This window comes from Haloechinothrix sp. LS1_15 (assembly GCF_033042135.1).
In the GTDB taxonomy this organism is placed as follows: domain Bacteria; phylum Actinomycetota; class Actinomycetes; order Mycobacteriales; family Pseudonocardiaceae; genus Haloechinothrix.
Map to the genome: position 1 here is coordinate 391,847 of NZ_WBXM01000002.1, position 22,251 is coordinate 414,097.

Below are 22,251 nucleotides of genomic sequence, written 5' to 3' on the forward strand. Positions count from 1 at the left end.
CGAAGATTCCCGCGTGTCTGATGGGAGCGTGAGCCAGAGTCGCTCAGGTGCGCAGTCGGTGCAGCGAGCGCTGGCCGTGTTGCGCGCTGTCGAATCCGCCGACGACTCGGTCAGCGTCACGGAGCTCGCACAGCGGACCGGACTCACCGTCAGTACCACGCACCGGCTGGCGCGGGCGCTGACCGAGGGCAGCCTGCTCAGCCAGGATCCGCGCAGCGAGCGCTACCGGCTCGGCCCCGGACTGGTAGCGCTGGGGCGTAACGCGGCGGAGCGCCTTGGCTACAACCGGGCGTTGCCGGCGCTGCAGGAGTTATCCCAGGCCACAGGGGAATCGGTCAACCTGGGCGTGCGGGCGGGCAACGAGGTCCACGTGATCCTGGACGCGGCTTCTCACCAGCCATTACGGTTCGATCAGGCCTCCGGAACGCGGGTGCCGATCCATACCTCGGCCATGGGCAAATGCCTGCTCGCGTTCACCGGCGACATCTCCGAAACCATCGAGCAGCTCGGTGAGCTGGTCGCGGTAACCGACCGCACTATCACGGACCCGCAGCGGTTGTATGACGAGCTCCACCTGGTTCGGCAGCGCGGGTGGGCGCTCAACGACGAGGAACGTAACGCCGGTGTTCGAGCGGTCGGCGCACCGGTACTCGGTCAGGGTGGCCACGTATTGGCCGCTGTCGCCCTGCAGGGGCCGACCGTCCGGGTGACCGATGACCGCCTGCCGGAACTGGTCAGGGCGCTGCAGCAGGTCACCGCACAGATCGCACCGATGCTGATCGGGTACTCCGATCTCGACTGAGCCTGCTGTTGAACGGCGGGTGCGTGGTGCGGAAGCACCACTGGTCACCGATGTACCGGCGCGTCTCGGCTGGCACGTTGGGCCGTCAGGCACGTGGCCGAAGCCGGGCCACCGCGTGCCTGCTGGGGCCGGGTCGCGCTCGACTGCTGTGCCGCACCCGTGTTGACACCGTGCCGTAGCCGATCGGCCACGGCCGTGCGCCGTCGGGCATGGCAGACCGACCGGTCACGACGACATCGTCCTGATCGATGCGCCCGAGTCGATGGTCACCAGGGGCGTCCGCAGCAGGACTCGAACCTGCGATACCTGCTTCCGAGGGGCAGTTGGTGCGACAGCTAGGGCTGCTACCAGTAGCGGTGGCGAAGCACCCGGCCTATGAGGCCATCAACCACCACGATGGTCCCCACTGTAGCGTGCCCCACACCGTGCCACGTGTATCACTGGATGGAGTGCGTAGGTGGCCAGCTTCCGGCCTATTGATGGTCGCGGCTCGGTCCCGCCGAGGTCGTTTCTCCCCGATTGCCTCGCTTCTGACGAGTTCCGGCCGCGGGCCTGGTCGGTATAGGTATGGAGATACATGGACAGCACGACCGGGCGCGGCTTCTGGCGGCTGCTCCGGAGAACCTCGGTTCGGCCACAGCTGGTTCACGTCGGTGGTTCGCCCTGGCCCTGGTGGCCGCAGCGTTCTTCATGGGCGTGCTGGATTCCACCAGCGTGTACACCGCGTTGCCAACCATCGCGCTGGAACTGAGCTTCTCACCAGGGGCGATCCAGTGGGTCATCACGGCGTACGGGATCACGGTAGCCGGACTGCTGTTGCTTGGCGGGCGACTGGCAGATCGGCTGGGACGGCGGCGGGTGTTCCTCACTGCGGTCGGCGTTTTCGCGGCGGCCTCGGTGCTGTGTGGATTGGCATGGTCGAGCGATGTGTTGGTTGCGGCCCGGGTTGTGCAGGGTGCTGGAGCGGCGATTCTGACACCGGCAGGACTGTCCATCCTGATGACAATCTTCGCCGAGGGCCGTGACCGTAACCGGGCCTTGGGTGTGTGGGGTGGTCTGGGTGGTATGGGCGCCACTGCGGGGTTGATGCTCGGTGGTCCGATCACAGACGGTCTGGGCTGGTCGTGGATCTTCTGGGTCAACGTCCCGGTCTGCGTGGGCGTGTTGGCACTGGGTCCGGTCCTGCTGCCGGAGAGCCGGGCACGTGGACGTTCCTTCGACGTGGCTGGTGCTGTCGCCATCACGGCGGCGCTGGTGCTGATCGTTTACGCGCTGTCCACGGTGCCGGGGCGGGGGTGGTGGGCATTCCACACAGCGGGACCCGCGGTAGCGGCCCTGGTGCTGCTCGCCGTCTTCGTCGCTATTGAGGCCCGCTCGGGGGCTCCGCTGGTACCACTACGCCTCTTCCGATCCAAGGTGCTGGTCGGAGGCAATCTCGTCATGCTGATCGCGGGTATGTCCGTGGACGGCCTACTGATCATCCTCACCCTGTACGCGCAGCGGGTGCTGGGATACTCGGCGATCCAGTTCGGTATGGCCATGGTCGTCATGACCCTCGTATCCGTCGGCGCCGTCATCGTCGGACAGCACTTGGTGACGAGGCTGGGCTTGCGGTTGGTGGCCTCCGGCGGCATGACGCTGATCGGCCTGGCCTGCCTGCTGCTGACGCAAGTCCCGCTCGACGGCCGTTTCGTAGGTGACCTGTTGGTCGGGCTGCTGATCTTTGGGGTGGGGATGGGCGCGGCCTTCGTCGCGTCGCAGATCGCCGCGTTGACAGGCGTGGCAGACCATGAGTCCGGCCTCGCTTCCGGAATCGAGGAGACGTCGTTCGCTATCGGTACCACTCTCGGCGTTGCGCTCGCTTCGGCAGTCGCCGTCGCCCACGCCGACCGGTTGATCGACGCCGGAGCGGCCACGGCGGTGGCCGAAACCGAAGGGTTCCGGTTCGCCTTCGGCGTGTTGGCGGGAGTCACCGTGCTCGGCGTCATCGCCGCACTGACCCTGCTCGGCCGGTCCCAATCCACCCGGGGTGAGCAGGCCGGGTATCCGAAGGCGATGAGTTGACCGGCCCGTGAGGTCGGTACCTGCAGCGGCGGCCGGTGCCGCGGAAACGAGAGGAGCGAACTTGTGATCACCATCGAACAGGATCTGGTGGAGGCATCGCGAGATGGAGATGCGGCCGCCTTCGCCGAGCTGATCGCGCCGTACCGGCGTGAGTTGCACGCCCACTGCTACCGGATGACAGCCTCACTGGACGACGCCGACGATCTGATGCAGGAGGCCCTGCTGCGCGCGTGGCGCGGCTTGACCTGCTTCGAGGGTCGCAGCTCGTTCCGGACGTGGCTATACCGGATCGCGACGAACGTCTGCCTAACCGCGATCGCCAAGCAGGCCAGCCGAATGCTGCCCGCCGGTCTGCCGGGCGCCGCGAGTGAGACTCACGACAGTTCGCCGCCGGAGATGGCATGGATCAGTCCGTACCCGGACGCTGTCGACGGTGCCGGGGGCGAACTCGCCAGCCCCGAGGCCCGATACGAGTGGCGTGAGAGCGTGGAGTTGGCGTTCATCGCCGCAGTCCAGCACCTGTCGGCGAACCAGCGCGCCGCCCTCCTGTTACGCGATGTCCTTGGCTTCACGGCCCGCGAGGTAGCCGACGCGCTCCAGACCACCACGACGGCGGTCAATAGCGCACTGCAGCATGCGCGGAGGACCGTCCAGAGTCGCGTCCACGATCCCAGCCAGCAGGTCACACTCCGGGCTCTCGGCGATGATCGGCTTCGGTCTGTCGTCGCGGAGTACATGGCCGCGTTCGAACGCGGCGACGTGAACGCAATCGCCGCAATGCTGGCCGCCGATGCGACCTGGTCGATGCCGCCGTCTAGCCAGTGCTACCACGGCGTACAGGCGATCGTGGACTTCCTCACCCGCGGCCCGATTCGTGAGCGCTGGAGGCACAGAGCAACAAGTGCGAATGGGCAACTTGCGGTCGGTTGCTATCTCCAGGAAGCAGACAGCGGGATATACCGAGCGACGGTGATCGACGTACTCACGTTGCGCGGAGCCAAGATCCTCGCAGTTACATCCTTTGCCGATGGTCAGCTGTTCAGTCGATTCGGTCTGCCTGAATCACTTCAATAGCTGGCGCTGCCTGATCAAGCTGCGAGGGCAAGGCGATAGCTTCCGGGCTGACCTTCGGTCGGCGCGGTGGCGAGGGGAGCCCCTCGCCACCGCAAGTGGACTTCCACTGTCGCTGGCCTCGTCGGCGGCATACATGTCGTGGTTCGAGTTCACATACAAGCAGATGGACATGACGTGGCCCGATCCGACGGCCATGGCTCGTCGGCCTGTGCCGAGGTGCTCATTCACGTCGTTTCGGTGATGCTGCTGGCGATCCCGAAGGCGTGCCCTGCGGTCGTGGAATCGCAGGGTGCCTCGAGTCGTGCGGCGGCCAGGTCCGGCAGGCGGAAGACGGTGCTGGCGGCGGGGAAATCGGTGGGCCGCCGGGTGGGGACTCGTCGACGGATCACCGCCAGTCACCTCGTGCAGCGTGGACATCCCAGTGGCTGCATGCGGGACGCCCGGCACCGCAGGGACGTCGTCGTACCCCGCTGGCCAGCCACCGGTCGGCAGAGCAGTCCCCGAAGTACCGACGCCATCGCACAACGCCCTGCCCCCTCTCACGGAAACCATGTCCCGCGCCTACGACCTGGTGGCTGCGCTAGTGGCACGAGATCCTGCTCGAGGACGTCCTCTACTGGCAGTACGGCAACCAGACTGTGTGGCCGGGGTCGACCTCGGGACGCTCACTGCGTGGCGCGGGCTCGGATGGCTGAGAGCTCGGCCATATGTTCTTCGCCCCAGCGCCCCAGGTCAGCGAGTGCTTGGTCGAGCGCCTTGCCTGATCCGGTGAGCGAATAGGTGACTTTCGGTGGCACTTCGCGGAACACTTCGCGATGCACGATGCCGTTGCGTTCCAGCTCGCGTAGCAGTTGGGTCAGCACGTGCTCGGTGACCCCGTCGAGTTCGCGCCGGAGCTCGCCAAAGCGGCGCGGCTCCTCGCTGAGTTCCCAAAGGATGAGCGGCTTCCATTTCCCCCGACGACGTCGATCGCCGCGTCGAGTCCACACAGGAAGTTCGGACCAGGCATGCTGCAACCACCTCACTATCCAAAAAGTCAGTACTTGAGAACATAGTGTGTACTTGTACCTGAAGGGGGTTGGTACGACGCTGAAGGCATGATTCGATACGACAACCCTCCCTCAATCACGGTGATCGGACTCGGCCCGACGGGTGCCGCCTTGGCTCGCGCGCTGCTGGCCAACGGCGCGCGGGTCACTTTCTGGAACCGCAGTGCTGAGGCCGCGGCTCGGCTGCGGGCAGCAGGAGCCACCGTCGCGCCGACCCCCGCGACGCGATAGCAGCGTCCGAGTTGGTGCTGGTGTTCCTCCGGGGTCACGACATCGTCACAGACGTGCTCCACGGCATCTCCACCGACACATGGGCGGTGAACTTCACCTCGGCGACACCGACGCAGGCCCGCGAAACGGCGCGGTGGGCCGCGAACGCCGGTCTCGAGAACTACCTGACAGCGGCGATCATGGTGTCTGTCCCGATCACCGGTAAAGACGAGGCCTTGATCCTCTACTCCGGCGACAAAGCCGTCTTCCGGCGGCACCACGAGACGCTGCGTGTGCTTGCCGGGAACGCCGACTTCCTCGGTGTCGACCACGGATTGGCCCCGTTGTTCGATGTCAGGATGCTCGAGGTGTTCTTCGCCGGCATGACCAGCTCCGTGCACGCTGCCGCGATGATGCGCCGCTCCGGCGACGCGTCGGCTCGCACGTTCGTGCCCTATGCACTGGGGATACTGTCTATTTTGCCGGACACGCTCGAGGCGATTGCCGCCGATATCGACACCGCCACCGACTCCGGAGACCAAGATCGTGTCGAGATGGAACTGGCCGCTCTCGAGCATATTGTCGATACGGGGCGAGCTGCCGGGCTGGCCACCACTCTCGCCGAGTCCATGCGCGACCTCGCGGATCGAACGGTCAGCGCAGGCGACGGCCATCTTGGCTGGTCGAAGGTCTTCGACCATATGCCGCGGCGGCTGCGTCTGTCGTGGCATGCCGCGAGGTGGCAATAGGTCTGAGGGTGCTAGGCCCTACGCTGGGTTGATGACTAACGTGAAGCAGGTTCAGGTGACTTTCGATTGCGCGAATCCCCGAGCAGTTGCGCAGTTCTGGAAAACCGCGCTCGGCTATGTCGACCCTCCGACCCCGCCGGGATTCGACTCGTGGGATGCGTTCGATGCCTCACTTCCCATTGAACGCCAAGGCTCGGCGTGGGCGTGCCAGGATCCGGATGGGGTCGGTCCACGATTGTTTTTTCAACGAGTGCCGGAGCCCAAGACAGTGAAGAACCGGCTCCACCTCGACATCCGAGTCGGGATGGGACTGACCGGCGATGAACGTGTCCGCGCGCTCGAGACTGAAGCGGCTCGACTGGAAACGCTTGGCGCTCGGCGTCTGCACCTGCTACCTGCCGATGAGGAGAACGAAGCCTGCCTCGTGATGCGGGACGTCGAGGACAACGAGTTCTGCCTAGACTAGGTCCTGTCTGCTGAGGCCCGCCGGAGCTGACTGGGCTGTGGTGGCGTCATGTCGACACCTTCGGCTTCGGCGAGGGTGGGCGCGTGTTCCACGGCGAGACCCGGGTTCCTCGACGGGGGCGAGGGTGTCGCGCTGTGGCAGATCCAGGCCGCGCTCGGGCATCGGGCGTAGGGGTGGGTAGACATCGGGCACCGACACCTGGAGCTGGCTGGCCGTAGCCGGGTAGTGCCGGATACGACGAGAACCGGCCCTGGCAGCGTTTTCACTGACCAGGGCCGGTTCCAAGAGGTCTGTGGATGCGCCCTCGGCAGGACTCGAACCTGCGACACCTGCCTCCGGAGGGCAGTGCTCTATCCGCTGAGCTACGAGGGCGAATCAAGTCGCCGACCGCGTCGACGTCCTGGCGGTACTTTATCGTACGGCGCGAGCGCGCCGCACAGCGGTCTCCCCCGTGGTGATCGGTGGGCCGTTGCCGGTGGGCAGCGCCCGGTGGTCGGTTGTGTTGCCCACACTCTCCTTTCTCTCTGTTGCAAGTATGCGCATGTCACTATATATTGCTGCTGTGGCGAGAACAGGAGGGGCATGATGGGGCACGTCCACGGCAGCGCCGATGTACCGGCCAGCGCATCCGGTCGCTACGTGAAGCGACTGGCCGCTGCTTTCGCGATCGCTGCGACCTTCATGGTGGTCGAGGCCACGCTCGCGGTGATCACCGGCTCGCTGGCGCTGCTGTCGGACGCGGCGCACATGCTGACCGACGTGTTCGGCATCGGCATGGCACTGACCGCCATCCTGATCGCGCAGCGTGCCCGGCCGAACTCCACCCGGACGTTCGGCATGTACCGGGGCGAGGTGTTCGCTGCCCTGTTCAACGCCCTGCTGCTGTTCGGGGTCGCGGGATACGTGCTGTACGAGGCCGTCCGCCGTTTCGCCGACCCGCCCGAGGTCGCGGGGCTTCCGGTCATGCTGGCCGCGACCGTGGGGATCGGGGCCAACCTGGTCTCGTTCCTGCTGTTGCGTTCCGGCGCCAAGGAGAGCCTCAACCTGCGCGGCGCCTACCTCGAGGTGCTTGCCGACCTGCTCGCGTCGGTCGGTGTGTTGATCAGCGGTGCCATCACGCTACTGACGGGGTGGCGGTACGCCGACCCGCTCATGGGCGTGGCCATCGCGGTGTTCGTGCTCCCGAGGGCGCTCAGCCTGGCCCGTCGCTCGCTACGCATCCTGTTCCAGCACGCACCGGAACGGATCGACGTCGACGAGCTCGCGACCAGGCTCACCGGGCTTGACGACGTGATCGGTGTGCACGATCTGCACGTATGGACGCTGACCTCGGGCATGGACGTCGCCTCGGTCCACCTCACCGTCGCCGACGACGCCGAGCAGCCCGACGTGCTGGAGCGGGCGCGGCAGATGCTGTGGCGCGAGTACGACATCAGGCACAGCACGGTGCAGGTGGAGCCTCCCGAGACCGCCGAGAACTGCGATCCGTTGGCGTGACCGCGGTCCGGCGGGTGGTCAGCCGCCGGACTCGAACGGCAGGGGCTCGGCGTCGCGTTCCGCGAGCATGTTCTCCATGATCTCCAGCTCGGCGCCTTGTGAGTCGAGCATGCTCTGGGCGAGCTGGCGCACCGCGGGTACGCGGGCGTGCTCCACGGCGTACTCCGCCATGTCGACGCCGCCGAGGTGGTGCCGGTGCATGAGCTGCAGGAAGTACACGTCCAGCTCCTCACCCGACAACGACCGCAGCCGGGCGAGCTCATCCGAGGTGGCCATACCCGGCATCGGCGCCTCGGACTCGGCCTCGTCACCGTCGCCGTCGCCGGAGGTGGCGCCGTGGTCGTGCGAGCCGTCATCCATCCACGTCATGTACTCGCCCGTCGCCTGAAGCGGCTTGTCCCAGAGGGTGAGCCAGCCCTCCATGGTGCCCACCTCACCGAGCTGCGCGCTGGCGATGTCGAAGCCGAGCTGCCGCACGTGCGAGTTGTCGCTGTGGTCCCGAACCCAGTTGCCCATCGTCACGGCCTGCAGGTGGTGCACGGACATGTCCTGCGCGAACCCGACGTCGACCGGCCCGGGTTCCGGCGTGGCGCGCTCGCCGAGCACCTCGGCCCGGCCCAGCAGCAGGCCGATGGTGGCTCCGATAATCAACAAGGCCAGCGCGGCACCGCCGTAGATCACCACGCGCGCCCACGTCGGGGTAGCCGAACCGGTGCTGCCGTCCTCGCCGCCCCGTGTCACCTCGCGCTCCGATCACCGGCAGGCCCCGGTATGCCGCCGGTCTTACTCGTCGTCACCGGCATCCCCCTCGCCGTCGGTGGGCAGTTCCTCCTCGTCGTAGTCGGGGAGCTCACCCATGGCGTCCTCCGGGAGCAGGTCCTCCTGCCCAGCGTCCATGGGAACGGCGTCGTCCCCCGGCGGGCTCGGGTCGAACGGCGGCGGGTTGTCCGGGTCGAACTCCGGCGGGCCGAGCGCATCGCAGCTGCCCCTGGTCTCCGGGTAGGTGTTCTGGTTACGGCGCAGCGCGACGATGAACTGGTCGATCCGCTCGTCCTCGGCGTCTTCCACCTTGAGCTGGTGGCCCCAGGACTGCAGCGAGATCGGCGTATCGAGACCGGGGTAGGGCGACATCATGGTGAAGGGCTCGCCGTCGGCCCGGACCTCGAGATGCTGCAGCTCGTTCCCGTCGACCTCCTCCGGGTTGTAGGCGATCCACACCGCGCCGTGCTCGAGCGAGTGCACCATCGCCTCCGAGCGAACCGGCTCGTCGTACACCACGCCGTTACAGGCGGCCCAGGCGGCGTCGTGCGGGCCTCCGATGGGCGGGCTGTGGTCGTAGTCGACACGTTGCGGCGGCTGAACGTGCAGGCCGGGCTCGTACGACTCGCTGACGATGCCTTCGATGTCCAGCGCCGGGTTGGGGTTGTCCGCGGTCGGCGTGAACTGTTCGGCGGCCTCTTCCTCGCGTTGTTCCTGTGCGCGTTGGGGCGCGGACTCCACGAGGTAGTAACCGAACACCACGGCCGCGAGGGCGACGATCGCGACCACCGCGGCGATCGTCCCCCACGGGATCTGCCGGGTGTTGACAAGGCTGGATCTCGCGGCGGCCACACCCGAGCGCAACCCGCCCTTGTTCCGCTTATCTCTGGCCATGATGCTGCGCTGACCTCGTCTCTTGCGGTCTCGTCCGCGCCGCGCTCTGCTCACTGGCGGCGTCGGTATCGCTCCTGACGGGCCCAAGTGTAGGCAGGAGGTGTGTAGCCTCCGTCAACCAGTCGTTCGGCGGGTTCGTGTCCAGCTGCGTGTCCGGTGCCGTCTCGCGGTGCCGGGACGAGCTCGTACCGTGTCACATCGGGAGCGGCCCCTCGACGCGACGCTATCGCCAGCGACATACACTCGCCAGGTGACTCCCTCCGCACTAGCTGACCTGGTTCGATCGACGGCCGCCGCGGTGCTGTCCGCGCGTGGCCTGGACACCGGTGTACTGCCGGATACGGTGCGCATCGAGCGACCGCGCCAGCCCGAGCACGGCGACTACGCCACGAACGTGGCGATGCAGGTCGCCAAGCAGGTGGGGATGAACCCGCGTGAGCTGGCGGAGTCGCTGGCAGAGGCACTCAGCGACACCGAGGGATTGGCCTCGGCCGAGGCAGCGGGCCCGGGTTTCGTGAACCTCCGGCTCGCCGCCGATGCGCAGGGCACACTGGTCCGCCAGGTGCTGGAGCAGGGTGCGTCGTATGGCACCGGGGACGAGCTCGCGGGTCGCTCGATCAACCTGGAGTTCGTCTCGGCCAACCCGACCGGACCGATCCACCTCGGGGGCACCCGCTGGGCCGCGGTCGGGGACGCGCTCGGTCGCGTCCTCACGGCGCGGGGTGCCGCGGTGACCAGGGAGTATTACTTCAACGACGCGGGCTCCCAGATCGACCGCTTCGTGGCCTCGCTGGTGGCGGCCGCGCAGGGTGGCCCGTCGCCGGAGGACGGCTACGGCGGCGCCTACATCTCGGAGATCGCCGATGCGGTGATGCGGGCGGAGCCCGGTGCGTTGGAGCTGCCGGAGACCGAGCGGGACGAGGTCTTCCGGCGTGTCGGTGTCGAGCTGATGTTCGAGCAGATCAAGCGGACCTTGCACGAGTTCGGCACCGATTTCGACGTCTATTTCCACGAGGACTCGCTGCACAGCTCCGGTGCCGTCGATGCGGTGCTGGAGGCGATGAAGGCGGCGGGGAGCCTCTATCAGGCTGACGGCGCGTGGTGGATGCGTTCCACCGACTTTGGTGACGACAAGGACCGGGTGGTCATCAAGAGTGACGGCGCTCCTGCCTACATCGCGGGTGACATCGCCTACCTCAAGGACAAACGCGACCGCGGCTTCGACCTGTGCATCTACATGCTGGGCGCCGATCATCACGGCTATATCGGCAGGCTCAAGGCGGCCGCGGCGGCGCTCGGTGACGACCCGGACGTCGTTGAGGTCCTGATAGGACAGATGGTCAGTCTGGTCAGCGACGGCAAGCCGGTGCGTATGAGCAAGCGGGCCGGGACCGTGGTCACACTCGAGGACCTGGTGGACACCGTTGGCGTCGACGCGGCCAGGTACGAACTCACCCGGTACACGGTGGACTCGCCCGTGGATATCGATCTCGACCTGCTGCGGAAGAACACTGCCGAGAATCCGGTGTATTACGTGCAGTACGCTCACGCACGACTTGCCTCGTTGCAACGCAACGCGGCCGAGATGGGTCTGCCCCCCGTGGCCGGAACCGATGGTTCGAATCTGGACCTCGGGCTGCTGACCCACCCCAAGGAAGGCGAGCTGATCCGCACGATCGGCGAGTTCGGCAAGGTCGTGGCGCAGGCCGCGGAGTTCCGCGAGCCGCACCGGATCGCCCGTTACCTGGAAGAGTTGGCCGGCGCTTACCACAAGTTCTACGACGCGGCCAGGGTTCTGCCTCAGGGTGACGAGGAAGCGACACCGACGACGTTCGCCAGGCTCGGCCTCTGCGAGGCGGCTCGCCAGACGTTGGCCAACGGCCTCGGACTGCTTGGCGTATCGGCTCCGGAACGGATGTAGGAACATGTGTGCTCACCCCGCTGGACCTCGGCACGCCGAGGTACACCCGCACGTGGACACCTCCGGGTATCCACCGACCACATCGGATGAACTCGATCGGCTATATCCCAAGGTATGGCCGCGTAACGCGTACCGGGCCCCGGATGGGGTGGTGCGTATCGCAGGCGTGGACGTGCGCGCGCTCGCCGAGACGTACGGGACCCCGCTGTTCGTCGTCGACGAGGCCGACTTCAAGTCGCGGTGCGCCGAGTACGCCGAGGCCTTCGAGGATCCCAGCCTGGTGCACTACGCCTCCAAGGCCTTCCTGTGCAAGGAGGTCGCTCGCTGGGTGGCCGCGCAAGGGCTCAGCCTCGACATCTGCAGCGGCGGAGAGCTGGCCGTGGCGCTAGCCGCGGAGTTCCCCGTGGAGCGCATCACCTTTCACGGCAACAACAAGTCCATCGACGAGCTCAGCGAGGCGGTGGCGGCCGGGGTCGGCACCGTGGTTGTGGACTCGTACCCGGAGATCGCCCGGCTGGCCAAGATCGCGGCGGACCACGGGGTGGTCCAGCAGGTGCTGGTCAGGGTCACCGTCGGAGTCGAGGCCCATACGCACGAGTTCATCGCCACCGCTCACGAGGACCAGAAGTTCGGGTTCTCGCTGGCAGCCGGTGACGCGGCCGAGGCGGTGCGTATGGTGCTCACGGCCGAGTCGCTGCAACTGATCGGCCTGCACAGTCATATCGGGTCGCAGATCTTCGATCCGGACGGTTTCGAGGTCGCGGCGAGGAGGGTGATCGGCCTGATCGCGCAGCTGCGGGAGGAGCACGGCCCGGCCATCACCGAGCAGCTCTCGCTGATCGACCTCGGTGGGGGTTTCGGGATCGCCTACACCGAGAAGGACAACCCGCCGCCGCCTGCCCAGATGGTCACGCAGATCCGGGAGATGGTCCGTAAGGAGTGCGACTTCGCCGAGCTGCCCATGCCGAGGATCGCCGGGGAGCCGGGGCGCGCCATCGCGGGACCGGGAACCATCACTCTCTACGAGGTAGGAACCATCAAGGACGTTCCCCTCGGCGACGGTGCGATGCGGCGTTATGTCAGCGTCGACGGCGGCATGAGCGACAATATCCGTACGGCGCTGTACGACGCCGCGTACGACTGCAGGCTGGTGTCCCGCTCGAGCGACGACGGCTCGCCGTCGGTCGAGGCGACGCAGAGCAGGGTGGTCGGCAGGCACTGCGAGTCCGGTGACATCGTCGTCCGCGACTGCTGGCTACCGCAGAACCTCGCCGCGGGTGACCTGCTGGCCGTAGCGGCGACCGGCGCCTACTGCTACTCGATGGCCAGCGGGTACAACCGGCAGCCGCGCCCCGCAGTGGTCGGCGTGCGCAACGGTAGCGCGCGGGTGCTGCTGCGCAGGGAGACGATCGACGATCTGATGCGTTTGGAGGTGTCGTGATGGCCCCCTCCGCCGACCACGCTGCCGACCTCGGCGACCGGAGGTCGGCAGGGCGAGCGGACCCCGCACCGATCCGGGTGGCGCTGCTCGGCTGCGGGACCGTGGGAAGCGAGGTCGCCAGGCTGCTCACCGAGGAGGCCGACGAGTTCGCCGCGCGTGCGGGCGCCCCTGTCGAGCTGGCCGGGATAGCTGTTCGCAGGCCGGACAAGCATCCCGAGTTGCCGCAAGAGCTGCTGACCTCCGATGTCGAGGCGCTGGTCTCCTCCGACGTGGATATCGTGGTCGAGCTGGTCGGGGGTATCGAACCCGCGCGGACCTGGTTACTCACCGCGTTGCGAGCTGGCAAGTCGGTGGTTACCGCGAACAAGGCGCTGCTCGCCGAGCACTCGCCGGAGCTGTCGGAGGCCGCCGACGTTTCCGGGGCCGACCTGTACTACGAGGCCGCGGTGGCCGGGGCGATCCCACTGGTGCGGCCGCTGCGGGAGTCCTTGGCAGGCGATCGGATCACGCGTGTGATGGGCATTGTCAACGGCACCACGAACTACATCCTCTCCGCAATGGACAGCACGGGCGCCAGCTACTCCGAGACCTTGGAGGAGGCGAGCAACCTCGGGTACGCCGAGGCCGACCCGACCGCGGATGTGGACGGCTACGATGCGGCGTCGAAAGCTGCGATCCTCGCGTCGCTGGCCTTTCACACCAGGGTCTCGGCCTCCGATGTGTACCGCGAAGGCATCGGTTCCGTCGGCGCTGCCGATGTGGCGGCGGCCAAGATGATCGGTAGGACGGTCAAGCTGCTGGCCATCTGCGAGCGGGTGACCGACCCGGACGGCAGCGAATCGGTATCGGTACGGGTGCACCCGGTGATGATCCCCCACAGCCACCAGCTGGCGGGTGTGGGCGGCGCGTTCAACGCCGTCTACGTCGAGGCGGACGGCGCAGGCGAGCTCATGTTCTTCGGTCAGGGGGCCGGTGGCGCCCCGACGGCCAGCGCGGTACTCGGCGATCTCGTCGATGTGGCGCGTAACCGGCTGGGGGGCGGGCGCGGTCCACGCGAATCCGCCCATGCGGGGCTACCGGTACGCCCGATGGGAGATACCCCGACTCGGTATCACATCAGCCTGCAAGTAGCCGACCGTCCCGGGGTGCTCGCGCAGATCGCGCAGGTGTTCGCCAAGCACGATGTCAGCCTGGCCTCGGTGCGGCAGCGGGACAAGCATTCCACCGCCAGCCTGGTGGTGGTCACGCATGCCGCGCCGGATTCGGCGCTGCGCGCCACGGTGGACGATATCGGTGAGCTGGACGTGGTGCATGAGGTCGTCAGTGTGATGCGGGTGGAAGGCGAGGACTCGTGAACGCGGTGCAGGCTTCGCGATCGAAGATGCCGGGCATCATTCATGCCTACAGTGACAGGATCCCGATCCCGGACGACGCTACGGTGGTCACGCTGGGGGAGGGCAACACCCCGCTGATCGACGCCCCCCGGCTGTCCGAATTGACCGGATGCGACGTCTACGTCAAGATCGAGGGGGCCAACCCAACGGGATCCTTCAAGGATCGTGGCATGACCGTGGCGATCACCCACGCGCTGGCCAGCGGCATCAAGGCGGTGCTGTGCGCTTCCACAGGCAACACCTCGGCCTCGGCTGCGGCCTACGCCGCGAGGGCCGGGCTGACCTGCGCGGTGCTGGTGCCGCAGGGCAAGATCGCGATGGGGAAGCTTGCGCAGGCCACGCTGCACGGCGCGCGACTGCTGCAGATCGACGGGAACTTCGACGACTGCCTCGAGCTGGCCCGCAAGACGGCGCTCGATCACCCGGTCACCCTGGTGAACTCGGTCAATCCCGTGCGGCTGGTCGGACAGAAGACCGCGGCCTGGGAGATCTGCGACACCCTGGGCCGCGCGCCGGACGTGCACTGCCTGCCGGTCGGTAACGCGGGCAACATCACCGCCTACTGGGCGGGATACAACGAATACGCGGGCGATCATGTGATCGACGCCACGCCACGCATGTTCGGCTTCCAGGCCGCCGGCGCGGCGCCGCTCGTGCATGGGGAGCCGGTCGCCGATCCCGATACCATCGCGACCGCGATCCGAGTGGGCAGCCCCGCCTCGTGGGATCCGGCGGTCGAGGCGAAGAACTCCTCCGGCGGGCTGTTCGACGCGGTGACCGACGACCAGATCCTCGCGGCCTACCGGCTACTCGCCGCTTCCGAGGGGATCTTCGTGGAGCCCGCTTCCGCTGCCGGAGTCGCTGGCCTGCTGCAGAGCGCATCCGACGGGCGCATCGCACCGGGTTCGCTCGTGGTGTGCACGGTGACCGGCCACGGCCTCAAGGATCCGGCGACGGCGCTGGAGGGCAACGTGGAGGTCGAGCCGTTACCCGTGGATCCCCAGGCAGTGGTCACGGCGCTACAGCTCGACGGCGAGTAGGGCGAGTAGGGAGCAGGCGTGATCGGATTCCGTGTCACTGTGCCCGCGTCGACGGCCAACCTCGGCCCCGGCTTCGACACCTTCGGGCTCGCCCTCGGGCGGTACGAGATCGTCGAACTGCGGGCGCTCGACGACGGGCTGCTGGTCGAGCCGGTCGACGCGGGCGCAGGCGACGTCTCCGACGTACCGACCGGTGAGGAACACCTGGTGGTGCGCGCGCTGCGACGAGCCTGCCGGCATCTCGACGTGCGACCGCCGGGCCTGTACCTGCGCTGCCATCACGCGATCCCCCACGCCCGCGGGCTCGGCTCGTCGGCGGCGGCCGCGGTCGCCGGGATCGCGGCTGGATACGCGTTGGCGGACAAGGACCTCGACGGCGCCGCGCTCGAGCTGGCCGCCGAACTGGAGGGCCATGCCGACAACGCCGCCGCGAGCCTGCTCGGCGGGCTCGTGCTGGCCTGGCAGGACGGCGGCGAGAGCTGCGGCGGCACGCGCTGGCAAGCAGAACGGCTCGAACCGCACCCGACCGTTCGCCCGGTCGTGGCGGTGGCCGATGCCCGATCGTCGACAGCGCAGGCACGGGGCCTGCTGCCGGAACGCGTGCCGCACGCCGACGCCGCGTTCACGGCGGGCCGCGCCGCGCTGGGCCTGCACGCGCTCACCACCGACCCGCGGCTGCTGCTCGCGGGCACCGAGGACCGGTTGCACCAGCAGTACCGGGAAGCCGCCTACCCGGAGACGATCCGGCTGGTCCGCGACCTGCGCGCACGTGGGGTGGCAGCCACGGTCTCCGGCGGCGGGCCGAGCGTGCTGGCGTTGACCACCGATGGTGAGCTACCCGAAGGGGCCGACCTCTCCGGGTTCACCACCGCCGAGCTGCCGATCGATCGTACCGGGGTTCGGATCGCCAGGCTATGACGGTCCGCCAGTCGTGGGCTGCCCGCGTGCGGCCTACGGGCAGCCCACGGGCAGCGCCAGCCGGCTCAGTGGTCGTGGCTGACACGCCGGAACGGGGGTGGTTGTTGCGTGGTGCGGGGCGGGAGTTTACGCTCGGAGGTGTTCGTTCACCGTGCGGATTCCGCACCTGGTGCGCCATCCGGGTTTCTTCCCGGGACGCATCTGTCACCTCATGCACCCTCCCGGCCCGGCGGTCTGGGAGGGCTGTAAAGGTGGGTTCCCGGTTGTCACGGTGGCCGATGCCGCGTACCTCTGGGTACCTGTCGGAGGTACGCGTATCCCGTGCTTGCGGCTCTGCCGTGGTTGTGTATCCATCATCCCGCCAGACCCGCTTGCACAAGGGCGGATATGAGCCCTGCTGACAGCGTGCGGCTCGCGGTGGAAGGGAGCCCGCGGAGCAGCAGGCTCGCGTGCGGGGAGGCGTTGCCTCGGCACTTCGGGAGGCAGGGTTTTTGACAGCACTAGGGCAGCGGCCTGTTGTGCGTACAGCCACAGAGTGTCAACGTGCCTCCGACCGCACGTTTCTCATAGGACACGGCGCCGGGCTCGTGGCTTGGACACGGGCGGCGACTTCGCTGGTTCCCGCAGGTGCGGGGACCGGTTAGGAAGGACTTGCGTGAGCAACACGGATCTATTGAGCGGCAGCGTGGAAGCGGCACAGAGCCAGCCAGCATCTTCGGGGAGCGATAACGTGGCGGTAGAGACTGCGCAGGACAACAACGGTAGTACCGGGACGCCGAAGCGCCGCACCGGCGGGTTGTCCGGGATGGTGATTGCCGAGCTGCGTGAACTTGCCGTCGAGCTGGGCATCACCGACACCAAGGGGATGCGCAAGGGCGATCTCATCGCGGCGATCCGTGAGCGCCAGGGGAAGCCGAAGAGGCGCCCTGGTGACCGCGACGACAGCAACGCCCTGCCTCTCGACGGAATGACCGGTGCCGGGCAGGACGAGTCGAAGCAGGCCACGGCATCCGGTGGTGCCGCGACGCAGGCCGAGCCGACAGAGCCCGCCGCGGAGGCACCGAGCAAGGCGGATGCCGGTGCCGGGCAGCAGGACAGTGGCTCGCAGGACAGTGGCTCGCAGGACGAGGCGCCGAAGCGGGAAGGTTCCTCGCGCCGCAGGCGCGGTGCCTCTCGTGGTGGTGCAGGCAACGGCGGCAACCACGCCCAGCGGGGCGAGCAGGAAAGCCGCTCCGGTGGGCGCTCAGGGCAGCAAGGCCAGCACACGCAGGACGAGGGCGACCAGTCGCAGCGCGAGGCCGGTGAGCAGCGCAAGTCGCAGGGCGGCCAGGGTAACCAGGGCGGTAGTCAGGGGAGCAACGGTCGCTCCGGCTCGGACGACGACGAGCGGGGCGGCGGCAGGCGGAGCAGGCGCTCGCGGGACCGCAGGCGCCGCGGCAGCCGCGGTGACAGCGGCGGCAACGATCCCGACGTCCGCGAGGACGATGTGCTGCTGCCCATCGCGGGCATCCTCGATGTGCTGGACAACTACGCGTTCGTGCGGACCTCGGGGTACCTGCCTGGCCAGCACGATGTGTACGTCTCGTTGTCGCTGGTGCGCAAGTACGGCCTGCGGAAGGGTGACGCGATCACGGGTGTCGTGCGGCAGCCGCGCGAGGGCGAGCAGCAGCGCCAGAAGTTCAACCCGCTGGTGCGCGTCGACACGATCAACGGGCTCGAGCCGGACAACCTCAAGCGCCCGGAGTTCACCAAGCTGACTCCGCTGTACCCGAACGAGCGGCTGCGGCTGGAGACCGAACCGACCAAGCTCACCACCCGGGTGATCGACCTGGTCATGCCGGTCGGTAAGGGCCAGCGAGCGCTGATCGTGTCACCACCGAAGGCGGGCAAGACCACGATCCTGCAGGACATCGCCAACGCCATCACCACCAACAACCCGGAGTGCTGGCTGATGGTGGTGCTGGTCGACGAGCGGCCCGAAGAGGTCACCGACATGCAGCGCTCGGTCAAGGGCGAGGTCATCGCCTCCACCTTCGACCGGCCGCCGTCGGACCACACCACCGCGGCCGAACTGTCCATCGAACGCGCCAAGCGGCTGGTCGAAATGGGGCACGACGTCGTGGTGCTGCTCGATTCCATCACCAGGCTCGGCCGTGCCTACAACCTGGCGGCTCCCGCTTCGGGTCGGATCCTGTCCGGTGGTGTGGACTCGACGGCGCTGTACCCGCCCAAGCGTTTCCTCGGTGCCGCGCGCAACATCGAGGAAGGTGGCTCGCTGACGATCTTCGCTACGGCCATGGTGGAGACGGGCTCGACCATGGACACCGTGATCTTCGAGGAGTTCAAGGGCACCGGTAACGCCGAGCTCAAGCTGGACCGCAAGATCGCCGAGCGTCGGGTGTTCCCCGCCGTGGACGTCAACCCCTCCGGGACCCGCAAGGAGGAGCTGCTGCTGTCGCCCGACGAGCTGGCGGTCACGCACAAGCTCCACCGGGTGCTGCACGCGCTGGACTCGCAGCAGTCCATCGACCTGCTGCTCGACCGGTTGAAGAAGTCCAAGACCAACATCGAGTTCCTGATGCAGGTCTCGAAGACGGCGCCGGGGCAGGACGACGACCAGGCGGCTCAGCAGGTCTAGCGCAGCGAAGCGGTACGGGTCTGCGATAATGGGTGTCCGTTGAGGTGCCGGTTCACCTCGCCAGGCGGCGGGGACCCGGTGCTCGTCACGAAAGGGTAGGCATGAAGAGCGGTATCCATCCCCAGTACGTCACCACGCAGGTCACGTGTGGTTGCGGTAATACCTTCACCACGCGCAGCACCAAGGAATCGGGCGCCATCCACGTCGAGGTGTGCTCCAGCTGCCACCCGTTCTACACGGGCAAGCAGAAGATCCTGGACACCGGCGGCCGTGTCGCACGGTTCGAGCAGCGCTACGGCAAGCGCACCGCCAAGAAGCAGTAGCTGGGTTCCAGACACACCTCCGGCCCGCCCCCGCCTTGTGCGGGGGCGGGCGTGGTGTGTAGGCCGGTTCGACGCACCCGCTTTCGGGCAGGGCAGGATGAGGACATGGTGGATCGGGATTCGCTGCAGGGGCTGCTCGCGGAGCATGCCGAGTTGGAAAGCCAGCTCGGTGATCCCGAGGTGCACGCCGACGCCGATCGCGCCCGCAAGCTCGGCAGGCGGTACGCGGAGCTCACGCCGATCGTGAAGACGATCCATCAGCTGGACGCCGCCCGCGGTGATCTGGAGGCGGCGCGGGAGCTGGCACGGGAGGACCCGTCGTTCGCAGGCGAGATCGACCGGCTGTCCGAACGGATCCCGGAGCTGGAGTCCCGGCTGGCCGAGCAGCTGCTGCCGAGGGACCCGTACGACTCGTCGGACGTGGTCATGGAGATCAAGTCCGGCGCGGGCGGCGAGGAGTCGGCGCTGTTCGCCGCCGACCTGCTGCAGATGTACTTGCGCTATGTCGAGCAGATGGGGTGGAAGGCCGTGGTGCTGGACGCCACGGAGTCGGATCTGGGCGGGTACAAGGACGTCACGGTGTCGATCAAGGCCAACGGTGACGGCCCCGACGGGGTATGGGCCCGATTGAAGTACGAGGGCGGTGTGCATCGCGTGCAGCGCGTGCCGACCACCGAGTCGCAGGGTCGTATCCACACTTCGGCGGCAGGCGTGCTGATCTACCCCGAGCCCGAGGAGATCGAGGTCGAGGTGGATCCGAACGACGTGCGCATCGACGTGTTCCGCGCATCGGGGCCCGGTGGCCAGAGCGTCAACACCACCGATTCCGCGGTGCGCATCACCCACCTGCCAACGGGGGTGGTGGTGTCCTGCCAGAACGAGAAGTCCCAGATCCAGAACAAGGCGCGCGCCATGCAGGTGCTGCAGGCTCGGTTGCAGGCCATGGCTGAGGAAGAAGCGGCGGCCAAGGCCTCCGACACGCGGCGCTCGCAGGTACGCACCGTGGATCGCTCGGAGCGGGTGCGTACCTACAACTTCCCGGAGAACCGGATCTCCGATCACCGGGTGAACTACAAGGCCTACAACCTCGACCAGGTGCTCGCCGGTGACCTCAGCGGTGTGATCAACGCGCTGCGGGAAGCCGACCGCACCGAGAAGCTCGCCGAGCAGGCGTCCCCAACCGCTGACGGGTGATGCGCGTGTCCAGCGCTCGGGCACCCGATGACGTGTGCACCGGAAACCGGTGTGCTCGACACGACATACCCGATCACCCATGGTGAGGTGTCGAACAGCCGGATGCGCCGGCACTGGGATTAAGGTGAGGCCGTGCGTAGACAACCGTTGCGACTGGCCGTACTCGAGGCAACCAGGATTCTCGAGGACGCGGGTGTCGAGTCGCCGCGCACCGACGCCGAGTTGCTCGCGGCGCACGTGCTCGGGGTGGAGCGGACCGAGCTGCCGCTGGTTCCGCTGGTGGATCCGCAGGTGGTCGACGCGCTCGGCCAGCTGGTCACGCAGCGGGCCAAGCGCATCCCGCTGCAACACATCACCGGCTGGGCGGCCATTGGCGCGATTACCGTGGACGTCGGTCCTGGCGTGTTCGTCCCTCGCCCGGAAACCGATCTGCTGCTGTCCTGGGGGCTCGACCTGCTGTCGGCGCGGGAGTTCCCCGTGGTCGTTGACCTGTGTACCGGTTCGGGAGCGCTGGCGCTGGCTGTGGCCCACGCCCGCCCCGACGCGCAGGTTTACGCCGTGGACAACGACACCACGGCGCTCGCGTGGGCGCGCCGCAATGCCGACGCCCGGGCCTCCGCAGGGGACAACCCGATCCGCCTGTACTCCGGAGACATCACCGACGGTCGCCTGTTCGTCGAGCTGGACGGCCTCGTCGACCTCGTGCTGTGCAACCCCCCGTACGTGTCCCGGAACAAGACGCTGCCGCCCGAGGTCGCCGACCACGATCCTGGTCACGCCGTCTTTGCCGACGACGGCGGGCTCGCGTTGATCAAGAGCGCGGTGTCGCTGGCCGCCCGGCTGCTCAAACCGGGCGGCGGGGTCGCCATCGAGCACGACGACGATCACGCGCAACCGGTCACCACACTGCTGTCACAGCGCAAGGTGCTCTCCGAGATCGCCGACCACACGGACCTCGCGGGCCGTCCCCGCTTCGTCACCGCCCGCAGGACCGGCTGAGCTCGGCGCGGCGCAGGGTGCGAGCCGAAGGACTCCTTCGATACCGGATGTGTACCCAAGGGGCCCTTCGGCTCGCCCCTCCTTCCGCCCGCCCGGATCGGGGTGCCGCGTTGTGTGGGTGGGGGCGGGAATCGGGCGGGTGGACCAGAGCTAGGCTCAGGGTTGTGAGTACCGTCTACGATTGCGCGGATCAGCAGGCACGGGCAGCGGGTCTGACCGCGGCGGCAGCGGCGGTGCGTTCGGGTCAGCTCGTGGTCATCCCGACAGACACCGTGTACGGCATCGGCTGCGACGCGTTTTCCACCGGGGGAGTGCGGGCGCTGCTGCGTGCCAAACAACGCGGTCCGGACATGCCGGTCGGAGTGCTGGTGGGCTCATGGTCCACCATCGACGGCCTGGTGCTCGGCGTGCCAGATCAGGCCCGCGCGCTGGTCGAGGCCTTCTGGCCCGGCGACGTGTCGATCGTGCTGCACCACGCCCCGAGCCTGGCTTGGGATCTCGGCAGCACGAAGGGCACCGTGATGCTGCGAATGCCGCTGCACCCGGTGGCACTGGAGCTGTTGCGCGAAGTGGGGCCGATGGCGGTATCCAGCGCCAACACCTCGGGTCAGCCCCCAGCCGCGACCGCGGAGGAGGCGCGTTCGCAGCTCGGCGACTCGGTGGGCGTCTACCTGGACGGCGGGCCGTCAGGGGAAGCCGTGCCGTCCACCATTGTGGATCTCACCGGTGACGAACCGGTCGTGCTCCGCGAGGGAGCAGTCACGGTGGACGCCATCTCCGAGGTCCTCGGTACGGACGTGACGGCGAACTGAGCGGACC

The 22,251-nt window shown here is 67.8% G+C and carries 21 protein-coding genes, 1 tRNA gene and 1 pseudogene; 18 read left to right on the top strand and 5 right to left on the bottom strand.

The annotated features are described in order from the left end of the window. Window positions 1-28 precede the first annotated feature (28 nt). The 3 genes from F8178_RS04595 (at window position 29) to F8178_RS04605 (ending at window position 3,940) form a co-directional block, all read left to right on the top strand. A complete protein-coding gene (locus F8178_RS04595) occupies window positions 29-802 on the top strand; it encodes an IclR family transcriptional regulator (protein WP_317493365.1) in 774 nt (257 codons plus the stop codon). Between the two features lie 567 nt (window positions 803-1,369). Further along, window positions 1,370-2,866, top strand: coding sequence for an MFS transporter (locus F8178_RS04600; protein ID WP_317493366.1), 1,497 nt, complete (start codon window positions 1,370-1,372; stop codon window positions 2,864-2,866). Between the two features lie 63 nt (window positions 2,867-2,929). Then, window positions 2,930-3,940, top strand: coding sequence for a sigma-70 family RNA polymerase sigma factor (locus F8178_RS04605; protein ID WP_317493367.1), 1,011 nt, complete (start codon window positions 2,930-2,932; stop codon window positions 3,938-3,940). Between the two features lie 224 nt (window positions 3,941-4,164). On the opposite strand, the gene F8178_RS04610 is transcribed toward F8178_RS04605, so the two are convergent. After that, window positions 4,165-4,329, bottom strand: coding sequence for a hypothetical protein (locus F8178_RS04610; RefSeq protein WP_317493368.1), 165 nt, complete (start codon window positions 4,327-4,329; stop codon window positions 4,165-4,167). Between the two features lie 276 nt (window positions 4,330-4,605). Beyond that, window positions 4,606-4,949: pseudogene (locus tag F8178_RS04615) on the bottom strand (winged helix-turn-helix transcriptional regulator). 88 nt (window positions 4,950-5,037) lie between these two features. Here F8178_RS04615 and F8178_RS04620 point away from each other — a divergent pair. From F8178_RS04620 to F8178_RS04635, 4 genes are all read left to right on the top strand, one after another. After that, a complete protein-coding gene (locus F8178_RS04620) occupies window positions 5,038-5,220 on the top strand; it encodes an NAD(P)-binding domain-containing protein (RefSeq protein WP_317493369.1) in 183 nt (60 codons plus the stop codon). 86 nt (window positions 5,221-5,306) lie between these two features. Next, window positions 5,307-5,948 (top strand): hypothetical protein, encoded by a 642-nt coding sequence (locus tag F8178_RS04625; RefSeq protein ID WP_317493370.1) that lies wholly within the window; start codon window positions 5,307-5,309, stop codon window positions 5,946-5,948. A gap of 31 nt (window positions 5,949-5,979) precedes the next feature. Beyond that, the gene (locus F8178_RS04630; protein ID WP_317493371.1) at window positions 5,980-6,414 is read left to right on the top strand and encodes a VOC family protein; all 435 of its coding nucleotides are present in this window, start codon (window positions 5,980-5,982) and stop codon (window positions 6,412-6,414) included. A gap of 48 nt (window positions 6,415-6,462) precedes the next feature. Beyond that, the gene (locus F8178_RS04635) at window positions 6,463-6,585 is read left to right on the top strand and encodes a hypothetical protein (RefSeq protein WP_317493372.1); all 123 of its coding nucleotides are present in this window, start codon (window positions 6,463-6,465) and stop codon (window positions 6,583-6,585) included. Between the two features lie 128 nt (window positions 6,586-6,713). Here F8178_RS04635 and F8178_RS04640 read toward each other — a convergent pair. Further along, window positions 6,714-6,786 (bottom strand) — tRNA-Arg (locus F8178_RS04640). Between the two features lie 210 nt (window positions 6,787-6,996). Between F8178_RS04640 and F8178_RS04645 the strand changes: the two genes are divergently transcribed. Continuing rightward, window positions 6,997-7,911, top strand: a complete 915-nt coding sequence (locus F8178_RS04645) for a cation diffusion facilitator family transporter (protein WP_317493373.1) — start codon at window positions 6,997-6,999, stop codon at window positions 7,909-7,911. A gap of 18 nt (window positions 7,912-7,929) precedes the next feature. On the opposite strand, the gene F8178_RS04650 is transcribed toward F8178_RS04645, so the two are convergent. Together F8178_RS04650 and F8178_RS04655 are read right to left on the bottom strand one after the other, a co-directional pair. Then, window positions 7,930-8,652 (bottom strand): DUF305 domain-containing protein, encoded by a 723-nt coding sequence (locus tag F8178_RS04650; protein WP_317493374.1) that lies wholly within the window; start codon window positions 8,650-8,652, stop codon window positions 7,930-7,932. A 42-nt stretch (window positions 8,653-8,694) separates the two neighbouring features. Beyond that, window positions 8,695-9,564, bottom strand: coding sequence for a DUF3105 domain-containing protein (locus F8178_RS04655; protein ID WP_317493375.1), 870 nt, complete (start codon window positions 9,562-9,564; stop codon window positions 8,695-8,697). Window positions 9,565-9,814: 250 nt separating this feature from the next. Between F8178_RS04655 and argS the strand changes: the two genes are divergently transcribed. The 10 genes from argS to F8178_RS04705 all read left to right on the top strand — a co-directional run bounded on the left by argS (window position 9,815) and on the right by F8178_RS04705 (window position 22,244). Further along, window positions 9,815-11,485, top strand: a complete 1,671-nt coding sequence (gene argS, locus F8178_RS04660) for an arginine--tRNA ligase (protein ID WP_317493376.1) — start codon at window positions 9,815-9,817, stop codon at window positions 11,483-11,485. Window positions 11,486-11,489: 4 nt separating this feature from the next. Further along, complete coding sequence (gene lysA, locus F8178_RS04665; RefSeq protein WP_317493377.1) at window positions 11,490-12,926, top strand: diaminopimelate decarboxylase; 1,437 nt, start codon at window positions 11,490-11,492, stop codon at window positions 12,924-12,926. Next, window positions 12,926-14,281: a homoserine dehydrogenase gene (locus tag F8178_RS04670; RefSeq protein ID WP_317493378.1), complete on the top strand. Its 1,356-nt coding sequence runs from the start codon at window positions 12,926-12,928 to the stop codon at window positions 14,279-14,281. The genes lysA and F8178_RS04670 overlap by 1 nt, the downstream gene beginning before the upstream one ends. Before the next feature lie 26 nt (window positions 14,282-14,307). Beyond that, complete coding sequence (gene thrC / locus F8178_RS04675) at window positions 14,308-15,360, top strand: threonine synthase (protein ID WP_317493501.1); 1,053 nt, start codon at window positions 14,308-14,310, stop codon at window positions 15,358-15,360. A gap of 18 nt (window positions 15,361-15,378) precedes the next feature. Continuing rightward, window positions 15,379-16,278: a homoserine kinase gene (thrB, locus tag F8178_RS04680; RefSeq protein WP_317493379.1), complete on the top strand. Its 900-nt coding sequence runs from the start codon at window positions 15,379-15,381 to the stop codon at window positions 16,276-16,278. Between the two features lie 655 nt (window positions 16,279-16,933). Beyond that, entirely contained in the window at window positions 16,934-18,916 is a 1,983-nt protein-coding gene (gene rho / locus F8178_RS04685; protein ID WP_317493380.1) for a transcription termination factor Rho, read from the top strand. A 101-nt stretch (window positions 18,917-19,017) separates the two neighbouring features. Then, entirely contained in the window at window positions 19,018-19,239 is a 222-nt protein-coding gene (gene rpmE / locus F8178_RS04690; RefSeq protein WP_317493381.1) for a 50S ribosomal protein L31, read from the top strand. A 105-nt stretch (window positions 19,240-19,344) separates the two neighbouring features. Beyond that, a complete protein-coding gene (gene prfA, locus F8178_RS04695) occupies window positions 19,345-20,433 on the top strand; it encodes a peptide chain release factor 1 (protein ID WP_396344970.1) in 1,089 nt (362 codons plus the stop codon). 132 nt (window positions 20,434-20,565) lie between these two features. Continuing rightward, entirely contained in the window at window positions 20,566-21,432 is an 867-nt protein-coding gene (prmC, locus tag F8178_RS04700; protein ID WP_317493382.1) for a peptide chain release factor N(5)-glutamine methyltransferase, read from the top strand. A 164-nt stretch (window positions 21,433-21,596) separates the two neighbouring features. Next, window positions 21,597-22,244 carry an L-threonylcarbamoyladenylate synthase gene (locus F8178_RS04705; RefSeq protein ID WP_317493383.1) on the top strand — a complete coding sequence of 216 codons (648 nt, stop codon included), beginning with the start codon at window positions 21,597-21,599 and terminating at the stop codon, window positions 22,242-22,244. Window positions 22,245-22,251: the final 7 nt, after the last annotated feature.

Excerpts from the sequence above, each read along its gene's own strand:
- F8178_RS04600 (WP_317493366.1), top strand. The coding sequence starts at position 1,370 with ATGGAGATACATGGACAGCACGACCGGGCGCGGCTTCTGGCGGCTGCT.
- F8178_RS04620 (WP_317493369.1), top strand. The coding sequence starts at position 5,038 with ATGATTCGATACGACAACCCTCCCTCAATCACGGTGATCGGACTCGGC.
- F8178_RS04630 (WP_317493371.1), top strand. The coding sequence starts at position 5,980 with ATGACTAACGTGAAGCAGGTTCAGGTGACTTTCGATTGCGCGAATCCC.
- F8178_RS04635 (WP_317493372.1), top strand. The coding sequence starts at position 6,463 with ATGTCGACACCTTCGGCTTCGGCGAGGGTGGGCGCGTGTTCCACGGCG.
- F8178_RS04645 (WP_317493373.1), top strand. The coding sequence starts at position 6,997 with ATGATGGGGCACGTCCACGGCAGCGCCGATGTACCGGCCAGCGCATCC.
- F8178_RS04655 (WP_317493375.1), bottom strand. The coding sequence starts at position 9,564 with ATGGCCAGAGATAAGCGGAACAAGGGCGGGTTGCGCTCGGGTGTGGCC.
- lysA (WP_317493377.1), top strand. The coding sequence starts at position 11,490 with ATGTGTGCTCACCCCGCTGGACCTCGGCACGCCGAGGTACACCCGCAC.
- F8178_RS04670 (WP_317493378.1), top strand. The coding sequence starts at position 12,926 with ATGGCCCCCTCCGCCGACCACGCTGCCGACCTCGGCGACCGGAGGTCG.
- thrC (WP_317493501.1), top strand. The coding sequence starts at position 14,308 with ATGCCGGGCATCATTCATGCCTACAGTGACAGGATCCCGATCCCGGAC.
- rpmE (WP_317493381.1), top strand. The coding sequence starts at position 19,018 with ATGAAGAGCGGTATCCATCCCCAGTACGTCACCACGCAGGTCACGTGT.
- prfA (WP_396344970.1), top strand. The coding sequence starts at position 19,345 with ATGGTGGATCGGGATTCGCTGCAGGGGCTGCTCGCGGAGCATGCCGAG.